Consider the following 16222-nt stretch of genomic DNA (forward strand, 5'->3'; position numbering starts at 1 on the left):
ACCAAAATCGTTACAAAAGTATGCAATTAAAGGCATTTTGTAACCGGACGCGTATTGCCCTGCCATGGCTGTTCTATCCCGGCAGGAGCCGCTCCCGGTTAGTCAACCAAACTCTGCGAGTAATGCGATTATCTGCGATCATCTTACTGATTTCTGCACTACATGTCTGTGCCACCGGCACCTCACAAACTATCACACTGAATGCCAGCAATATATCGCTGGAGAAAGTACTCAATAATGTCAAAGCACAAACAAATTATTATTTCTTCTACAAGTCCAGCCAGTTAAAAGACACAAAACCAGTTACCATTAAAGCAGACAATCTCCCGCTGGAGTCCTTCCTGGAACTGCTGTTCAAAGACCAACCATTAACCTATCTTATTCAGAACCAAACGGTGTTTATCCGGGCTAAAGCAACAGACACACCCGCACAGGATACCATACCTGCCACTATCCAGGGCCAGGTGCAGGACAGCCTTGGTAACGCACTGGAAGGAGCTACTGTACGCATATTCCCCGGCAACGTAATGGTGCTGACCAACAAAAGCGGCGCCTTTACTATCCCCAATGTAGCGCCCGGCCGTTATACTTTACTGGTATCCTTTGTCGGCTACCAGACCACCAGCATCACTGCCAAAGCTACATCCGGAAAGGACCTGGCCTTAACAGCTCAATTGAAACGGATCGTCAATAACCTTAACGAGGTCACCTTCGTCAACAACGGTTATCAAACTCTTTCGAGAGACAGGAGCGCCGGCAGCTTCAGCAAAGCCAATATGGATATTGTGAATAACCGCAGCACCAGCATGGACCTGGTACAGCGGCTGGATGGCCTCATGCCCGGACTGGTGCTGAATAACGCGCCCGGCGCCAATACCGTTACCGTAAGAGGACTCAGCACTATCAACGCAGGTAAGTCTTTGCTCTATGTAGTAGACGGGGTGGTGGTGAGTGACGTGAACGACGTGAACCCCAACGATGTGCAGGATGTAACCCTGCTCAAAGATGCAACAGCGGCCTCCATCTGGGGCAGCCGCGCCTCCAACGGTGTACTCGTCATCACTACAAAAAAAGGCGTCCGCGGCGGACCACTAAAAGTAGAATACAGCGGCTTTGTAAACATGCAGGGAAAGCCTGACCTGGATTATATGCCCTATATGAACAGCGCTCAGCTGATACAAACCATGAAAGAACTGTTTGCCGATCCGGCCTATCGCCAGGCTAACACTTATGCATCTGCCAGTACTACACTCAATGGAACTAACGCCATAACTCCCCATGAAATGATCTTGTACAGGCAATACCGCGGAGCTATCAGCGAAGGCGCCGCCAATGCGCAGCTGGACAGCCTTGCGGCATTAGATAACCGGCAGCAGATAAAAGACATCTGGTACAGGAATGCCTCCCTCTCCAATCATACTGTATCTGTAAGAGGAGGTACAGGTAACTATAGCATATACGGTTCCCTGGCCTATACTAATACAACGAGTAGCACACCGGGCGAAAAGAATAATGCTTATAAGATGAACGTCCGGCAGGACATCACGCTCGGTAAAGGCATCTCCGCATACATAGTTACTAATCTCGTAAATACTGTTACTTCTGCCTGCAGGCCGGCCAGCGTTACCAACCGCTTCCTGCCTTACCAGTTATTCCGGGATGCTGATGGCAATAGTATCTCCATGCCCTGGCTATACCGTACCGATTCGCTCACTTCGGTTTATCAATCCAAAAGCGGTGTAAACCTTAACTATAACCCGATAGATGAAATGAATTATGGTAAGACCAAAAGCAACACATTACGCGCCAACGTTACTACAGGCGTTACGGTCAGGCTTTATAAAGGTTTGCGCTTTGAGGGAGTATATGGTATCATGAACGGCAATTCAAAAACAACCGCATTCGACAGCCAGAAAAGCTTCACCGTCAGGAACCAGCTGGCTGCTTTCACTGTACCAGCCACTACTGCGGGAGGATCGCCCGTTTACTACCTGCCCACTACAGGAGGAAAGCTTACAACCAGCAACCTCAATCAACGTAACTGGACCGTGCGCAATCAGCTGGTGTATGATTATGCTTCAAAGAACAGCGAACATCAGTTAACGGTACTGGCAGGACAGGAAGCCACCAGCACGTTTATCAATACTAATTCATCAGTGGCACGCGGATATGATCCTCAGCTGCTCACTTCTCAGCCGGTAGATTATGCCGCGCTGGGCACGGGTATTGCAGGCACCGTATTCCCATACTCTATTACTAACAGCAAGCTGGGGAACGAGGCATATGCAGAGACGGAAACAGAAGCCAGGACCAGCTCCCTATACGGCAACGCAGCCTATACCTACAAAAGAAAATATACTATTAACGGAAGCATACGTAATGACCAGTCTAACCTGTTCGGGAAAGACAGGTCAGCGCAATACAAGCCTATGTGGAGCACCGGGCTTGCCTGGCAGGTCAGCAGGGAGTCTTTCATGGATAACATCAGCTGGATAGATCTCCTGGCCCTGCGTGTCACATATGGTTTATCAGGTAACCAGCCGCTCTATTCCTCCGTATCTTCCTACGACATCTTTGCGGGGTATAATAACCTTTATGCTCCCGGCGGACTAAGCCTGAGCATCAATTCCTACGCCAACCGGAAGCTAAGCTGGGAAAGCACAAAGACCACCAACTTCGGGGTTGACTTTTCCGTGCTTAAAGGCCGGTTGAACGGTAGTGCCGATGTCTATTTCCGCCGCACTACCAACCTGATCGGCACTACACCGGCCAATCCCTTCACCGGTGTAGCCTCTGTAACGGGCAACCTCGGTAATATCAATAATACAGGCCTGGACGGCAGACTTACATCCGTGAATGTACGTAGTAAGAACTTCAGCTGGTCTACCACCCTTGTAATGTCTTACAACGTTAATAAGGTCACTAAACTATATGTTGCTACGCCTACCACATCAGCGCTCATTTACTCCTCTAACCGTTACGTAGAAGGATATGCTGCCTTCGCCCAGTTTGGTTATAAGTTCATGGGACTGGATAACCAGGGAGACCCTACCATCCGGCTGGCAGATGGCTCCATTTCGAAAGCGCCAGGTGCATTGCCCAAAGACCTGGTCTATATGGGCAGCTTCCAGCCTACGCTGACGGGCGGCCTCACCAACAACTTCCGCTACCGCAACTTTCAGCTCACCTTCAACATGGTATACAGCTTCGGTTCAACGCTGCACAGAGACGCAGTGGGCCTCAATGCAACCACCGCAGCACTTACAGGCAGGACATCCCATTCCCCCGGATTTTTCATCGGTAATATGTATAGTGATTTTGCTAACCGGTGGAAGAAGGAAGGTGATGAGAAAACCACCAGTATTCCTTCCTATGTTGCCAGCTCCAGCGTAAACAGCACCCGCAGAAATGTATTGTACTATGCCAACGGAGATGTGAACTATTTTGACGGGGCCTATATAAAAATGAGGGACATCAACCTTTCATACTCCCTGCCAACATGGCTGATCAGCCGTATGCGGGCGGATGACATGACCTTCCGGGTTACAGTGTCAAATATATTACTGTGGACAGCCAACCATTACAACATAGATCCGGAGTTTCATAATTCAGGCACAGCAGAACGGATAATGCCTGCTGCACAGCATAGTATTACTATAGGAGCCAACCTCCGGTTTTAACATTTCAAACAACAACACAATGGGGAAAACACTACGAACAATATATATACTGGGATTCACATTGCTGGTAGCCTCCTGCAAAGAAAGCTTCCTGGATCTCAAGCCAAAGGGCAGGGTCATTGTAGAGTCCACCAATGACTATGATCTTATGCTCAACGCAGCCGGCCTGGCCACCAATGGTGTAAATGTGAGCGTGCCTATGGGAGACGAGGTGATAGCTTTCGATGATTATTTCTCCAGCTCTGACACTCGCGGCCAGCGCCTGTTTAAGTGGGATGATGTGATATATGATGAAGGCATATTTGCGAATGAAATGTCAACGCTGATGGCCAACCTGTATACTTACAACAAGGTCATAACAGAAGTGATGGATGCTACAGATGGTACGGAAGCACAGAAAAAGAGTTTACTGGCAGAAGCTAAAGCCAACAGGGCATGGACCAACTTTATGCTCATCAATATGTATGGTAAGCCGTACCAGGCAGCAACGGCGGCTACAGATCCCGGCTATCCCATCGTTACAGTGGCAGATGTTACGCAAACAAAGTTCACCAGGGCATCTGTACAGGAAATGTATGATTTTATCATAAAAGACCTTACAGAGGCTATACCTGATCTTCCTGTCACTATCCGTACCCGTGCCAGGATGGGTAAAACTGCGGTAGAGGAATTGCTGGGAAAGGTCTATGTGTTTATGGGTAGGTTTGAGCTGGCCCGCACTCTGCTGGATGCCGCCGTCACCGATCTGGCCGGTACCGGCGCTGGTACAACGCTCACCAATATGGGGTTGTATGATCTGAACGTAACGATGATACAGGGTGGTACCTGGGGCTATAACCCAACAGTCGTGGCATCTACCTATTTCAATGCTGTTCCCAACCAGGGCTATTATACAGAGTATATTGCCTGCAGGCAGGTATCTACGAATGGCTGGTCATTCAATGCCAGCGAGTTTACACTGAGCCCTCAGGCCGCACAACTGTTCTCATCTACTGATAAACGCCGCAACTTTTTCACTACCAGGCCTTACGGAGTAACCACTGCCTATCCTTTAGCCGGCGCGCTCCGCCGTAACGGACCTCTTTCCCTGCAAAACGGTATAACAATAGCAGAACTATACCTGCTACGTGCTGAATGTGCAGCAAGACTTAATGATACCACTACCGCAAAAGCTGATCTGCTCACGCTGCGCGTTAAAAGAATGAGCAGTGCAGAAGCAGTAGTACCGTCAGGCCTAACCCAGATACAGCTCATACAGTTTGTACTGGATGAGCGGATAAGAGAGTTTGCTCTCCAGGGGTACCGCTGGTTTGATATGAGAAGATTGTCGGTCGATCCGCTTTTTTCTTCTGCTACCTATACTCATAGCCTGTACAGCGCTACAGGTGCGCTGAGCGCCACTTTCACCCTGAGGCCTGAAAGGTTTACACTACGTTTCCCGGAAGCCGTAATGGCGCTGAACCCGGGTATGGAAAATAATCCCTGATCAAACAATTAAAAACAGAAAGATGAATAATATGATAAAGAATAGCCTGCTCTGCATGTTATGCCTGGTGTTTACAGCTACAGCATTTGCACAGAGAGATACTTCAGATTTGCCACTGGTACATAAAATAGTAGAAAAGAAGTATTACCGGGGTAGCACAGAAGAGAAGATCAGCTTCATCAAAGAATCTCAGAAAGAGTTCCCCGAACCGGAAGAGGGCAAATTAGCAGCACAGTACGATATGCTGCGCGCAGAAGTAATGATGGATTATCTGAAGGCCGGTAATAAAACGGAAGCAGAGAAATGGCGGGCACAGGTACATACAAGGGAAGGCTGGATCAAGACGAACCTTTTGGCAGGGGCTTTCCTGTTAAAAGAGGATGAAAAAGGCAACGCTGCTATCGTAGAGGCGAGGCTGAGGCCAATGGTCGATAGCGTCAGCAACGCATTCAGGAAAGACGGTTCCTGTTGGGAGGCTTACAGCCAGATGATGCCGTTATATATTAAATCTCTCCGGATACTGGACAAACAGGACAGGATAGCCTACTACCTGGAACCACTTTATAAAGCGTATGGTCGCTCATTCCCATCTGATGTGAAAACGCGCACCCTTACAAAACCACAGGATTATAAACTGACTGATAACCTATCCTATAACTATGGAAAGTCGCTGGCAGCCACCGGGCATCCCAAAGAGGCGCTTGATGTACTGGCTCACATGTATTTAACAGGTGTTGAAGTATCTGAAGAGATACAGGCAGATATCAATGCAGAAAGCGCTAAAATTCCCGGTGGCGCAGCGTACTTCAAACATATTACGGATTCAGTACAGCAAATCGATAAAGCTAAGCTCACCGCTTTCGCTGCCAGCAAGCAGGATGTGAATGGTAAGGCTGTTGACTTCAAAGCGCTGAAAGGAAAGTACGTGCTGCTCGATTTCTGGGGTAGCTGGTGTAAACCATGCCGGGCCAGCCATCCACATCTCAAAGAGCTGTATGCAAAATATAAGGACAAAGGATTTGAGATAATTGGAATAGCATCTGAAATGGCGCCAACCGCAGAAAAAAGACATGAGCTGTGGACTACAGCCATCAAAGAAGATGGTTTACCATGGCTGCAGGTGTTGAATAATGAATATATAGAGAAATTCAACGCTGCAAAAGAATACAATGTAACCGCTTACCCCACCAAGATATTGTTGGACAGAGACGGGAACATCATTGGCCGTTATGTCGGCAACGGTAACGGAGGCGAGGCTTTTGGCAACAGACTGGAACAGCTGCTTGATAAGTAGACGTCAAAAAGCATAACTGCTCCCTTTAGCCGGCCGCAGGCCATAAAAAACATCCTCAAAAAATCGCTTTTACCGAAGGTAAAAGCGATTTTTTGAGCAATTCCTCCGCATTAAGCATGATACAAACCCCCAACTACTACACTACCTAAAATGATCCTTCCCTTTTGCAGGGAAATGCATTATTTTAGTTATTATGTACACTAGTCTCATCACCGCTATCGAATATTTCATCAACCTAGACGAAGCAGAAAAGGAATTTATCTCCTCACTGGTCGTCCCGAAAACTTATGACAAAGGCGACTATTTTTTGCGCGAAGGCCAGGTATGCCGTGATGTAGGTTTTATTGGAAAAGGGCTGATCAGGTACATAGGTACGAGAGACAATGGAGAAGAGATCACCCTGCATTTCGGGAAGGAAAATGAGTTTATGTGCAACTACGAGAGCTTTCTCGATCATTCACCATCCCGGCGAAGCATGCAATGCCTTGAGCCCAGTGAGGTACTGACAATATCATACGATAACCTGCAGCGTATATACGAAGAAGTAAAGGAAGGACAGAAATTTGGCCGTCTCGCCTGTGAACAGATTTACCTGCTGGCCCTGAGGCAGGTATCTTCTATGTACGTCGATGCCCCCGAACAACGCTATATCAATTTCTTAAATGAATATCCCGATCTGCAGCAGCGCATCCCTCAATATTATATATCTTCTTTTGTCGGCGTCAAACCTCCTTCATTAAGCCGTATCCGTAAAAGACTCTCCCTGTAATTTATTAACCTGGGTGAACGAACGGGAGTATAGCCGTTTTTAGCTTTGTCGTACAAAACGCAACAAATGAAAAAAACGGTTTCTGTAACAGCCTTTGGGCTTACGCTGATCACAGGTATATTATTGATAATCATAGGTGTCCGTTTCTTCCTGGTACCTCAGGAAGCCGAACTGGCCTTCGGCATAAAAACAACTACAGGCGCTGATTATTCTTTTCATTATATCAAAGGTATACGCGACCTCTCTGTAGGTATGGTTACACTGATCATGCTTTTTGCCCGCACCCAACGGGGACTGGGTATCCTACTGTTAACAATGACCCTGGTACCGCTGACAGATTTCCTGATCGTACTCAACACGCCAGGTCATCTCACAGCAAGGCTGTATCCTCACTTAACCGCCGTTGTCCTTTGTCCGTTACTGGGAATCTATTATCTGATCACTTCTGTTAAATCTTCTTCAAATGCTGCTCTTTAATATTGTACTGCTGACACATTTTATCTGTTTTTCTCTGTACCTCTGCACGCTATTGGCCCAATGGAGGGATTATGACACCCGTGTAAGAGGCCCTCTTGGCTTGATCCTGGGAGTAATATTACTGCTTACAGGTATCGGCCTGGTAATCCTGAAAGCTCCGCAGATAAACCTCTATAAGGTAATCCCCAAAACCGGCTTATTTGTTTTAGTAACTGTTATAAACATCTACTTCGGAGGCCGTACCTATTCCCGGACTGCCTATTATACCCTGATTGCCGCTACACTGCTGGCGGCATGTATTGCCGTAGTACGTGTATAATAAATAAATTATCGCAAGTGCGCAGATAGGTTGCGCACTTGCTGTGTTACTTTGACGTCAAATAAATGAACAAATGAATGAACAAGTACGAAAGATTAAAGAATGAGCTGGCAACGACCGGCAAGGGAAAAATGAAGGCTTTTGGCAGCTCTATGTTACCTATCCTGAAAAGCGGCAGTCAGCTGACCTTCCAAAAAGCCACTGAATACAAAATAGGGGATATCGTATTCTGTAAAGTGAAAGGACGGTATATTGATGCCCATAAGATCATTAAAGCCGATCCCCATAAAGGATTCCTGATCGCCAATAATCACGGCTTTGAGAATGGCTGGACCAGGACCATCTTTGGAAAAGTAGTGACTGGCGAGTATCAGAACCACGTTATCTACCAGGCGCACTGATCTGACCTTACAACCCCTTTAGCTGAAGTTTGCAGATGATGTTTCTGCAGGCTTTTTTTGTTTTATGCCTTACCTTCGTTTCCGCTACAGATATATTAAAATAAATGAATAGCTATATAGATGAAGTGCTGGGATTGCTTAGCCCCACACAAGGACCTGGTAACATCTTCTTATGGAAAGGATCGTTGAACGTATCCTTTAATATCATGCTGGAAAACACGGCAGACCTTCACATAGTAGACATTCATTTTATCCGGGAGGCAGCAGGCAACGCCCCGTCTTATGTTAACAAAGCCGTTGAATTTGTACGCAGGGACATGTTACTAAGGCCGGAATTTTACGGCATTACAGCAGAACAGGCAGCAGAATATGCAGAGCTTGACCTGCTGGGAGCACCGGAGTTCAATTTCTATGAGGATAACGAATGGTACATCAAGTTTGCAGAAGGGATCTTCCCTATCTGCAACCCTTATGGCCTGATAGTATTGTTTCACGGTGTTGCGCCCGTAGGTGTGGAAGATATGTCTGATAACTGAGGCCTTATTCTCCTTTTAGTTTCTTTATCAGTACCAACGCATTCACATTGGAAGGGTCCAGCTCGTAAGACTTTTCGTAATACTCTATTGCAAGCTGTTTATTACCCTTTATCATATAGCCTTCTGCAAGACTATCCCATACGTTGCCTGACTTAGGAAAATCATCTGCATTCTGTTTGAACACAGCTATCGCAGCATCAATGTTTTTCGCCCTCAGCAGTTGATAACCAATAGAATTGATCATGTCTTCCTCAATGTGGACGCCGCCATTTTCACGCTGGTGCCGGTAATTTTGCAGGGCCGGTTCCACTCCCTGTTTCTTTATAGCTTCCAGTAATTTAGGGCCTGCAGGATTAAACTTTGGATATTCCAGCCAGGCAACGGCCGGATGTTTACCTCCAATGGTCTCTGCCAGTACCTGGGAGGTAATGGCAAGCCCGTTCTTGCTGTTGGTGAAATACACCACGCCATTTTTCTTTTTCAGCTGTGCGGTGAAATAACATTTGCTATCTCCCTGGTCGCCCCAATGCCAGAAATAAATATCGTTATCAATAGGTTCCAGTCCAACACCTAATCCCCATGATACGCCGGGTGCAGATTCTTTATTGACCGCTATCTGTGGTGTGAACATTTCCTGCCAGGTCTCTTTTTTCAGACCTGTTCCATTCATCAGTGCAATAATGAACCTGGCATAATCTGTTGCTGTAGTACGCATGCTGGCTGCAGCATTAGAACCGGGGCCTTCAAAGCGGAACGATACATCGCCCATCCAGTCATGCCTGTGGATCTGTCTTCTTTCAAAACCCGGCTGCCATGTAAAGCTGCTGTTATTCATATGTAGCGGTTTAAACACCACTTTCTTCACATAGTCTTCGAACTTCATACCAGTCAGTTTCTCTGCTACCCTGGACACATATACGAACCCTTCTCCGGAATAACTGAACTTTTCTCCGGGAGTGAACAGTATAGGCAGTGTGTCAGAATTTTCCTGTCTCCAGTTAGGAAAACCAGCGCTGTGTGTTAATACATGACGGGCAGTGATCTGGTTGATACGGTCGTCATTTTTCACATCATAACTGTTGCCAAGATATCTGTTGAGCGGTGTATCCAGGTTTATTTTACCCTGATCTGCCAGTTTCAATACAGCATATGCAGTCACTACTTTGGTAAGAGAAGCAGCTTCAAACACGGTAGAATCTGTAACTGGTATTTTGGTAGTGGCGTTCTGAAAGCCCCAGTGATGATGCCAGGTTATTTTCCCGTTTTCTATCAGCGCCATAGACATACCGGGTATCATAGCATCTTTCATCAGTACCGGGATATCTTTCTCCAGGCGTTGGGTTACATGCTGTGCCTGCAGAAATGTTGTACTTAAAAGACAGAGAGTGGCTGAAAGCCAGAGGATTTTTTTCATGTTGATAGCGTTTTAGTTTTCAGCTGGGCCACGGAACAAACGTTCTCTCCAGAAATCGCTGTTCTTTTAGTTTAAATCTTAGCCGGCCGCATGCCCAAAAAGCACCCTCAAAAAATCGCATTGAGTACGATATAAACTCCAAACTAATGAATTATCCTCTCATTCTATCCATTTATCTGCCGTAGAAAATGATTTTCTATCTTTATACAAATCAAAAGACAATGGTAGCATTTTTAGGAATGGGGCTCTTAGGTGCAAATTTCGTAAGAGCCATGATAAAAAAAGGCATGCAGGTACAGGTATGGAACCGTACTCCTGCAAAGGCAACGGCATTGGAAGCAGAAGGAGCAAAAGCATTTGCTGATGTGGCAGATGCTGTTAGCGGAGCAGATTATGTGCATATCACCCTGAAAGATGACGCTTCTGTAAACGAAGTACTGGAGAAAGCTGCTAAAGGCCTGAAACCCGGAGCAGTGATCATAGATCATACCACCACCTCGGCAGAGGGCGCTATAGAGAGAACCCGGCAATGGAAAGAACGTGGCTTCACCTACCTGCATGCTCCTGTCTTCATGGGGCCGGTAAACGCACTGGAAAGCACCGGCTACATGCTGGTCTCCGGCAACCAGGACGTTGTTGGCCGCCTGGAACCTGTACTGTCCAAATTAACAGGCCGTGTGCTCAACTTCGGTCCGGAAGAAGGACGCGCGGCAGGAATGAAGCTGGTAGGTAACCTTTTCCTGGTAGCCTTTACTGCCGGTATTGCAGACACGCTCTCCCTGGCAAAGGCAATGCATATCCCGCTGGGAGACGTCGCTACATTATTTGACGCCTGGAATCCCGGCGCTCTTCTTCCCGCCAGGTTACAGAGAGTAGCAGGTGGCAAGTATGACAACCCGTCCTGGGAACTGAATATGGCCAGAAAAGACACCCAGCTGTTCCTGGATACCGCCGCAAATGCAGGGGCTGCACTGGCTGTAATACCAGCCATAGCCGCCGAAATGGATAAGTGGATAGCCAGGGGGCATGGTGGTGATGACTGGACCGTAATAGGAAAGGACTCAATACCTCAATAATTTGCCATGAGCCGGTTAAAAGAACTAATCGGCTCAAAAAAGAGCAAATAAATGAGCCGATTAGACAATTTAATCGGCTCATAGAAGGAATTCCCCTGTCCTTTTCCCCCTCATGATAGATCCCGCTGATCACGAAAACTTCATCTTATCCCACAACTTACTGGCCACTACCTGCTGAATAAGCTGGTCCCTGTAATTCCGGCTCACCGGTATACGATGTGAAGGAATGATCACCTCATTACCCTCAATCGTTTCTATTTTATTGATAGAAACAATGAACGACTTATGTACACGGATAAACTGCCTGCTATCCAGGTTCTCTTCCAGGTTCTTAAGATATAGCAATGTCATGTATTTACCTTTATGCGTGTAGATGGTAACATAGTTCTGCATACCCTGTATATACAGGATATCATTAAAGTAGATCTTCTCAAATTTGTTCCCGCATTTAATAAAGAAATAGTCGGCCACCGCATCAGGAGTATTTTGATCGGCTGCTTTAGTGATGAGCTGGTGATAGTCCTTCGCTTTATTGGCGGCTTTAAAGAAACGGTCGAATGTGATAGGCTTTAACAGGTAATCCAGCACATTCAGCTGGAAACTTTCCAGTGCATAGCTGGGAAAGGCGGTGGTAATAACCACCATAGGCGGCTTAGGCATGATCTTCAGGAACTCAATACCATTCATTTTAGGCATCTGTATATCCAGGAATATAAGATCTACACGATGCTCATCTAACAGCCTGATCAGCTCAACCGGGTTCACACAGGTCTCCACCAGGTTAAGAAACTCAACCTCTCTTACATAACTGGCCATTCCCTCTCTCGCTAATGGCTCATCATCTATAATTACACAATTTATCATGCCGTATGTTTAATTCAGAAAACAGGTTGTTCCTGCAATGGCTGTGCTAAAACCAGTTCTGAAAGACTTAATTGCAGCTTTATGACGAAGCAGTTATCACTGCTTTGTATATCCAGTTTATATTGCCCGGGATAGATCAGGTCCATTCTGCGTTGCACATTCTGTAACCCGATCCCGCCATAACTAACCACTTCATTATATGTAGTCTCTGCTGTACTGTTGGAGACCGCAAAGTATAATTGCTCTTCTTCCTGGTCCAGCTGTATCTTAATCCAGTTAGGCTGATCGCTATGCTTTGAAACATGCTTGAAAGCATTTTCCACAAAGGTCATCAGGATGAAAGGAGCGATTCCCCAGTGAATACTGTTCTGTTGATTCAGGGTGAACTGCACGTCAATATTATTATTCTGTCTGAGCTTCTCCAGTTCAATAAAGTTCTCCAGGTAAGATATCTCTTTGCTCAGCAGAATCTGGATGTCATTACATTCGTATAGCTGATACCGTAATAGCTCGGAGAACTTCGCCAGTGAAGAAGATGCTTTATCCGGGTTTTTATGGATGAGGAAGAAGATAGAGTTGATGGTATTGAAAAGGAAATGCGGATTGAACTGAGATCTGAGGAATTTAAGTTCCGTTTCCAGTTTCTCTTTTTCAAGCAATTGCTGTCTTCTTTTATCCTGCAGCCATTGCCGGGTCAGCTTAATACTCATGGCCAGTGTCATGCTGGCAATGGTGGATGGGAAAGCGCTGGAAAAGAAGCTGAAGAAACAAGCTGTATCACCATATAATGCCGCGATGCTTTTATGGCTTAGGAAAGCTATCAGGTAATAACCTGACACAATACAGAGGGATGCACTGAGCAAGGTAACGGCAAGTGCGGTAAAATACACGCGGAACCTGTTTGTTTCAAGATACCTGGGCATCAGGAAATACAGGTTAAAATAAACAGCCAGCGCCTGGAATACTACATAGAATGCAAATTTGACGGCAAATATGGAGAAGAAGATAGAGTTGGCCGCTTTCAGCGGATTTCCCATTGCCACTACCCACCAGAGATAATGATACAAACACCAGAATGGAATGTGGTACAGTTTGTATCTGATCAGCCAGCTTTGTTTTGAGCCTGTATATGGTGCAGCTTTCATCACATAAATAATTTCTCCGGGAACACTACTGAAGATACGAATTCCCCTCATCATTCAGAGCGGATACTATTTGAGTGTACGTGTATAGTTGACAAGATGTATATCCGGCTATATGAGAGGTAAAAACTACCCTGTATCACACCCCACCTGCCACTTCCCTGCATTTGATCAATTATTGGCTGCTGCTTGTCATTTACGTTTCTGCAACCCGTTCCCTCCGGCTTTCTTTGCCGCAGGTCTATCCCTAAAGGACGTGTATATGAAATACTTTTTCTTTTACCTGTTGATATTGATCTCTTACAGCAGCCATGCGCAGATCACAGGAAAGCTCATTACCGCCGGTGGTCAGCCGCTGCCTTTTGCCAACGTACTGTTGCTCAGGGAGAATGACAGCTCACTGGTAAAAGGCTCGCTGACAGATGAACAGGGTAATTACCTTATAAACGGAACCGTCCCGGGCAATTATCTGTTGCGCATAAGCAGTGTAGGGTATCAGACATGGGAATCACCGGTCTTTACGCTGACAACCACCAGGAATTTCGGGGTGCTCACCTTACTGGAAAACGCCCGGCAGCTGGGAGAAGTAGTGGTACAGGCAGAAAAACCTTTGTTCCAGCAGCGGATGGACGGTCTGGTCGTAAATGTACAGAGCAGCGTAATGGCTAAAGGCAGTTCAGCCTTGCAGATACTGGAACGATCGCCAGGAGTAGCGCTGGATTACCAGAACGGCGGACTTCTGCTGAACGGTAAAAGCGGAGTACTGATCATGCTGAACGGAAGACTGGTCCGCATGCCGGTAGAAAAGGTTGTATCCCTGCTGAGCAGTATGAGCGCCAACGATATCGAAAAAGTGGAGATACTCAATACACCTGGCGCCGGCTATGACGCTGAAGGTGCAGGCATCATCAACATCGTGATGAAGAAAGATAAGAAGCCTGGAACAAACGGCTCCTTCTCCCTCACCGCCGGCTATGGCAAACGGGAAAAAGCCAGTGGAAGCCTGTACCTTTCCAGTAACGGACCCCGCACCAATCTCTATGGTTCCTATACTTTCTCCCACGATAATACCTATAGCAACATGTTTATCACCAGTTCGCAGGACATGCCCGTGCTGGGAGGAAAAATGGAAGCAACCGTATGGGACACTGCAAGGAGGATACAAAATGATCATAACGCTGTATTCGGACTGGATACCCGCCTGAATGAAAAGACCAGTGCCGGACTGAATATCACATATAATAACAGCAACGGCAGGACAAGAACGCATAACCTGGCAGACTATCTTGTACTTCCTGATTCCCTGTTATCGTACAACGGGTACGTAAAAGGACAAAACAGCTGGAACAGCGTGGTCAGCTCTATATACCTGGAAAAGAAGCTGAGAAAGGAAGATAAGCTCAACTTTGATATAGACTATCTCTATTTCAATAACCGTACGCCATCAGAAGTCAGTAATTCATTTGTGAACGATGAAGGCCATCAGGCAGGGGGTAACAATGATACTTTATTTTCTCCCCGGCAGAGAGGGGATGCTAATACTATTATACAGGTAGGAGTGTTAAAAATGGATTACACAAAGCAGTGGAGTAAGCAGGTGAAAATGGACGCGGGAATAAAAGGGACCTATACAAATGCTGTAAGTGAATCTGGTATAGAAAGCCTGGTAGATGGCAAATGGATCAGGAGGGGAGAGACGGGCAACCGCATAGAAATGAAAGAAGGAATAGGTGCAGCCTATGCCTCTTTCAATATACAGCCAGACTCCCTGACAACATTGGTAGCTGGCGCCCGCTATGAATATTCTAATACCAATATGGATAGTAAAATTCCCGTGAAAAGGAAACTTGGTACATTATTCCCCAGTCTTTTCCTTTCCCGGAAATTAAGCCCTGATGCAGAGCTAAACCTCTCCTATACAAAAAGGATCAGCAGGCCTTCCTATAATGACCTGGCTTCTTATGTAACTTATAGCGATCCTACAGCGGTATACACCGGCAATCCCTTTCTCAGGCCCACTGTCACCCATAATATAAAGCTAGGGTATAACTACCGGAACTACGCTTTCTCCCTGATGTGGAGCCGGGATAAAGACCCTATCGCCCGCTACCAGATAACACAGACTGCCGCGGCAGACCTGCTGTACATCTCTCCGCAGAACCTCAGTTATCAGCGTGATATTACACTGCAGGCTAACCTGTCGTTTAAGATAAGTAGCTGGTGGGATATGAGTTACAGCTTTACCGGCAGCATGAGAAAGTCTGAAATAGTGCATACACTGATACCGGTTGAGAATAGTTATTTCTTTTATTCCGTCAATTTTAATGAAACATTCAAACTGCCCCGACACTATTTTATAGAGCTCTCGGGCTGGTATAATTCCCGTTTTTATAATGGTTCAATCAGGATAGCAGGCCTGGGAGCAGTAAATGCAGGCATTAAAAAAGAGCTGAATGACAACTGGGGTAGTGTACAGCTGGCAGTAACAGATATCTTCAGAACTATCCGGGTAAATCCTTCTTACGGCACATTGACCAAAGAAGCTTTTGATATAAAGAACCAGGTTCACATCAACGTAGAATCTGCCGTACGGCCTATTGTGAAATTAACATGGTCAAGATCATTCGGTACAGGCACGTTCAAAACCCGGGAGCAGCGAAGTGGCGCTAAAGATGAGAAAGACAGGATAAGGAAAGAGTAGACACACTTTCATATATACCCAAAAAAAGATGTATCTGGCTGCCGGGAATCTTCCCGGCAGATT

At 46.3% G+C, this 16222-nt stretch carries 13 protein-coding genes; 10 read left to right on the plus strand and 3 right to left on the minus strand.

Annotated features, from left to right (window positions below):
• The first annotated feature begins 122 nt into the window (after positions 1-122).
• The 8 genes from GO493_RS15145 (at position 123) to GO493_RS15180 (ending at position 8962) form a co-directional block, all read left to right on the plus strand.
• Complete coding sequence (locus GO493_RS15145) at positions 123-3680, plus strand: SusC/RagA family TonB-linked outer membrane protein (protein WP_157307047.1); 3558 nt, start codon at positions 123-125, stop codon at positions 3678-3680.
• 19 nt (positions 3681-3699) lie between these two features.
• Complete coding sequence (locus GO493_RS15150; protein ID WP_157307048.1) at positions 3700-5166, plus strand: RagB/SusD family nutrient uptake outer membrane protein; 1467 nt, start codon at positions 3700-3702, stop codon at positions 5164-5166.
• 22 nt (positions 5167-5188) lie between these two features.
• A complete protein-coding gene (locus GO493_RS15155; protein WP_157307049.1) occupies positions 5189-6460 on the plus strand; it encodes a TlpA family protein disulfide reductase in 1272 nt (423 codons plus the stop codon).
• A 193-nt stretch (positions 6461-6653) separates the two neighbouring features.
• The gene (locus tag GO493_RS15160; RefSeq protein WP_157307050.1) at positions 6654-7229 is read left to right on the plus strand and encodes a Crp/Fnr family transcriptional regulator; all 576 of its coding nucleotides are present in this window, start codon (positions 6654-6656) and stop codon (positions 7227-7229) included.
• A 66-nt stretch (positions 7230-7295) separates the two neighbouring features.
• Complete coding sequence (locus tag GO493_RS15165; RefSeq protein ID WP_157307051.1) at positions 7296-7706, plus strand: DUF4267 domain-containing protein; 411 nt, start codon at positions 7296-7298, stop codon at positions 7704-7706.
• Positions 7693-8025: a hypothetical protein gene (locus GO493_RS15170; RefSeq protein ID WP_157307052.1), complete on the plus strand. Its 333-nt coding sequence runs from the start codon at positions 7693-7695 to the stop codon at positions 8023-8025. The genes GO493_RS15165 and GO493_RS15170 overlap by 14 nt, the downstream gene beginning before the upstream one ends.
• Before the next feature lie 77 nt (positions 8026-8102).
• Positions 8103-8426: a S24 family peptidase gene (locus tag GO493_RS15175; RefSeq protein WP_157307053.1), complete on the plus strand. Its 324-nt coding sequence runs from the start codon at positions 8103-8105 to the stop codon at positions 8424-8426.
• A 104-nt stretch (positions 8427-8530) separates the two neighbouring features.
• Entirely contained in the window at positions 8531-8962 is a 432-nt protein-coding gene (locus GO493_RS15180) for a hypothetical protein (protein ID WP_157307054.1), read from the plus strand.
• Positions 8963-8966: 4 nt separating this feature from the next.
• Here the strand turns inward: GO493_RS15180 and GO493_RS15185 are convergent, their stop codons facing one another.
• Positions 8967-10376, minus strand: a complete 1410-nt coding sequence (locus tag GO493_RS15185; RefSeq protein WP_157307055.1) for a serine hydrolase — start codon at positions 10374-10376, stop codon at positions 8967-8969.
• A gap of 221 nt (positions 10377-10597) precedes the next feature.
• Between GO493_RS15185 and GO493_RS15190 the strand changes: the two genes are divergently transcribed.
• Entirely contained in the window at positions 10598-11452 is an 855-nt protein-coding gene (locus GO493_RS15190; RefSeq protein ID WP_157307056.1) for an NAD(P)-dependent oxidoreductase, read from the plus strand.
• A gap of 129 nt (positions 11453-11581) precedes the next feature.
• On the opposite strand, the gene GO493_RS15195 is transcribed toward GO493_RS15190, so the two are convergent.
• Entirely contained in the window at positions 11582-12316 is a 735-nt protein-coding gene (locus tag GO493_RS15195) for a LytR/AlgR family response regulator transcription factor (protein WP_157307057.1), read from the minus strand.
• Positions 12317-12330: 14 nt separating this feature from the next.
• Entirely contained in the window at positions 12331-13515 is a 1185-nt protein-coding gene (locus GO493_RS15200; protein WP_232538857.1) for a sensor histidine kinase, read from the minus strand.
• A 205-nt stretch (positions 13516-13720) separates the two neighbouring features.
• Here GO493_RS15200 and GO493_RS15205 point away from each other — a divergent pair, with 205 nt between their 5' ends.
• A complete protein-coding gene (locus GO493_RS15205; RefSeq protein WP_198315726.1) occupies positions 13721-16159 on the plus strand; it encodes an outer membrane beta-barrel protein in 2439 nt (812 codons plus the stop codon).
• The last annotated feature ends 63 nt before the right edge of the window (positions 16160-16222 follow it).

Origin of the sequence: Chitinophaga tropicalis (genome assembly GCF_009758205.1) — a bacterium.
Classification (GTDB): Bacteria; Bacteroidota; Bacteroidia; order Chitinophagales; family Chitinophagaceae; genus Chitinophaga; species Chitinophaga tropicalis.

What these genes read in the sequence shown, in the direction of transcription:
- GO493_RS15145 (WP_157307047.1), top strand. Translation starts at nt 123, where the DNA reads ATGCGATTATCTGCGATCATCTTACTGATTTCTGCACTACATGTCTGT.
- GO493_RS15150 (WP_157307048.1), top strand. Translation starts at nt 3,700, where the DNA reads ATGGGGAAAACACTACGAACAATATATATACTGGGATTCACATTGCTG.
- GO493_RS15155 (WP_157307049.1), top strand. Translation starts at nt 5,189, where the DNA reads ATGAATAATATGATAAAGAATAGCCTGCTCTGCATGTTATGCCTGGTG.
- GO493_RS15160 (WP_157307050.1), top strand. Translation starts at nt 6,654, where the DNA reads ATGTACACTAGTCTCATCACCGCTATCGAATATTTCATCAACCTAGAC.
- GO493_RS15165 (WP_157307051.1), top strand. Translation starts at nt 7,296, where the DNA reads ATGAAAAAAACGGTTTCTGTAACAGCCTTTGGGCTTACGCTGATCACA.
- GO493_RS15170 (WP_157307052.1), top strand. Translation starts at nt 7,693, where the DNA reads ATGCTGCTCTTTAATATTGTACTGCTGACACATTTTATCTGTTTTTCT.
- GO493_RS15175 (WP_157307053.1), top strand. Translation starts at nt 8,103, where the DNA reads ATGAACAAGTACGAAAGATTAAAGAATGAGCTGGCAACGACCGGCAAG.
- GO493_RS15180 (WP_157307054.1), top strand. Translation starts at nt 8,531, where the DNA reads ATGAATAGCTATATAGATGAAGTGCTGGGATTGCTTAGCCCCACACAA.
- GO493_RS15185 (WP_157307055.1), bottom strand. Translation starts at nt 10,376, where the DNA reads ATGAAAAAAATCCTCTGGCTTTCAGCCACTCTCTGTCTTTTAAGTACA.
- GO493_RS15190 (WP_157307056.1), top strand. Translation starts at nt 10,598, where the DNA reads ATGGTAGCATTTTTAGGAATGGGGCTCTTAGGTGCAAATTTCGTAAGA.
- GO493_RS15195 (WP_157307057.1), bottom strand. Translation starts at nt 12,316, where the DNA reads ATGATAAATTGTGTAATTATAGATGATGAGCCATTAGCGAGAGAGGGA.
- GO493_RS15200 (WP_232538857.1), bottom strand. Translation starts at nt 13,515, where the DNA reads ATGATGAGGGGAATTCGTATCTTCAGTAGTGTTCCCGGAGAAATTATT.
- GO493_RS15205 (WP_198315726.1), top strand. Translation starts at nt 13,721, where the DNA reads ATGAAATACTTTTTCTTTTACCTGTTGATATTGATCTCTTACAGCAGC.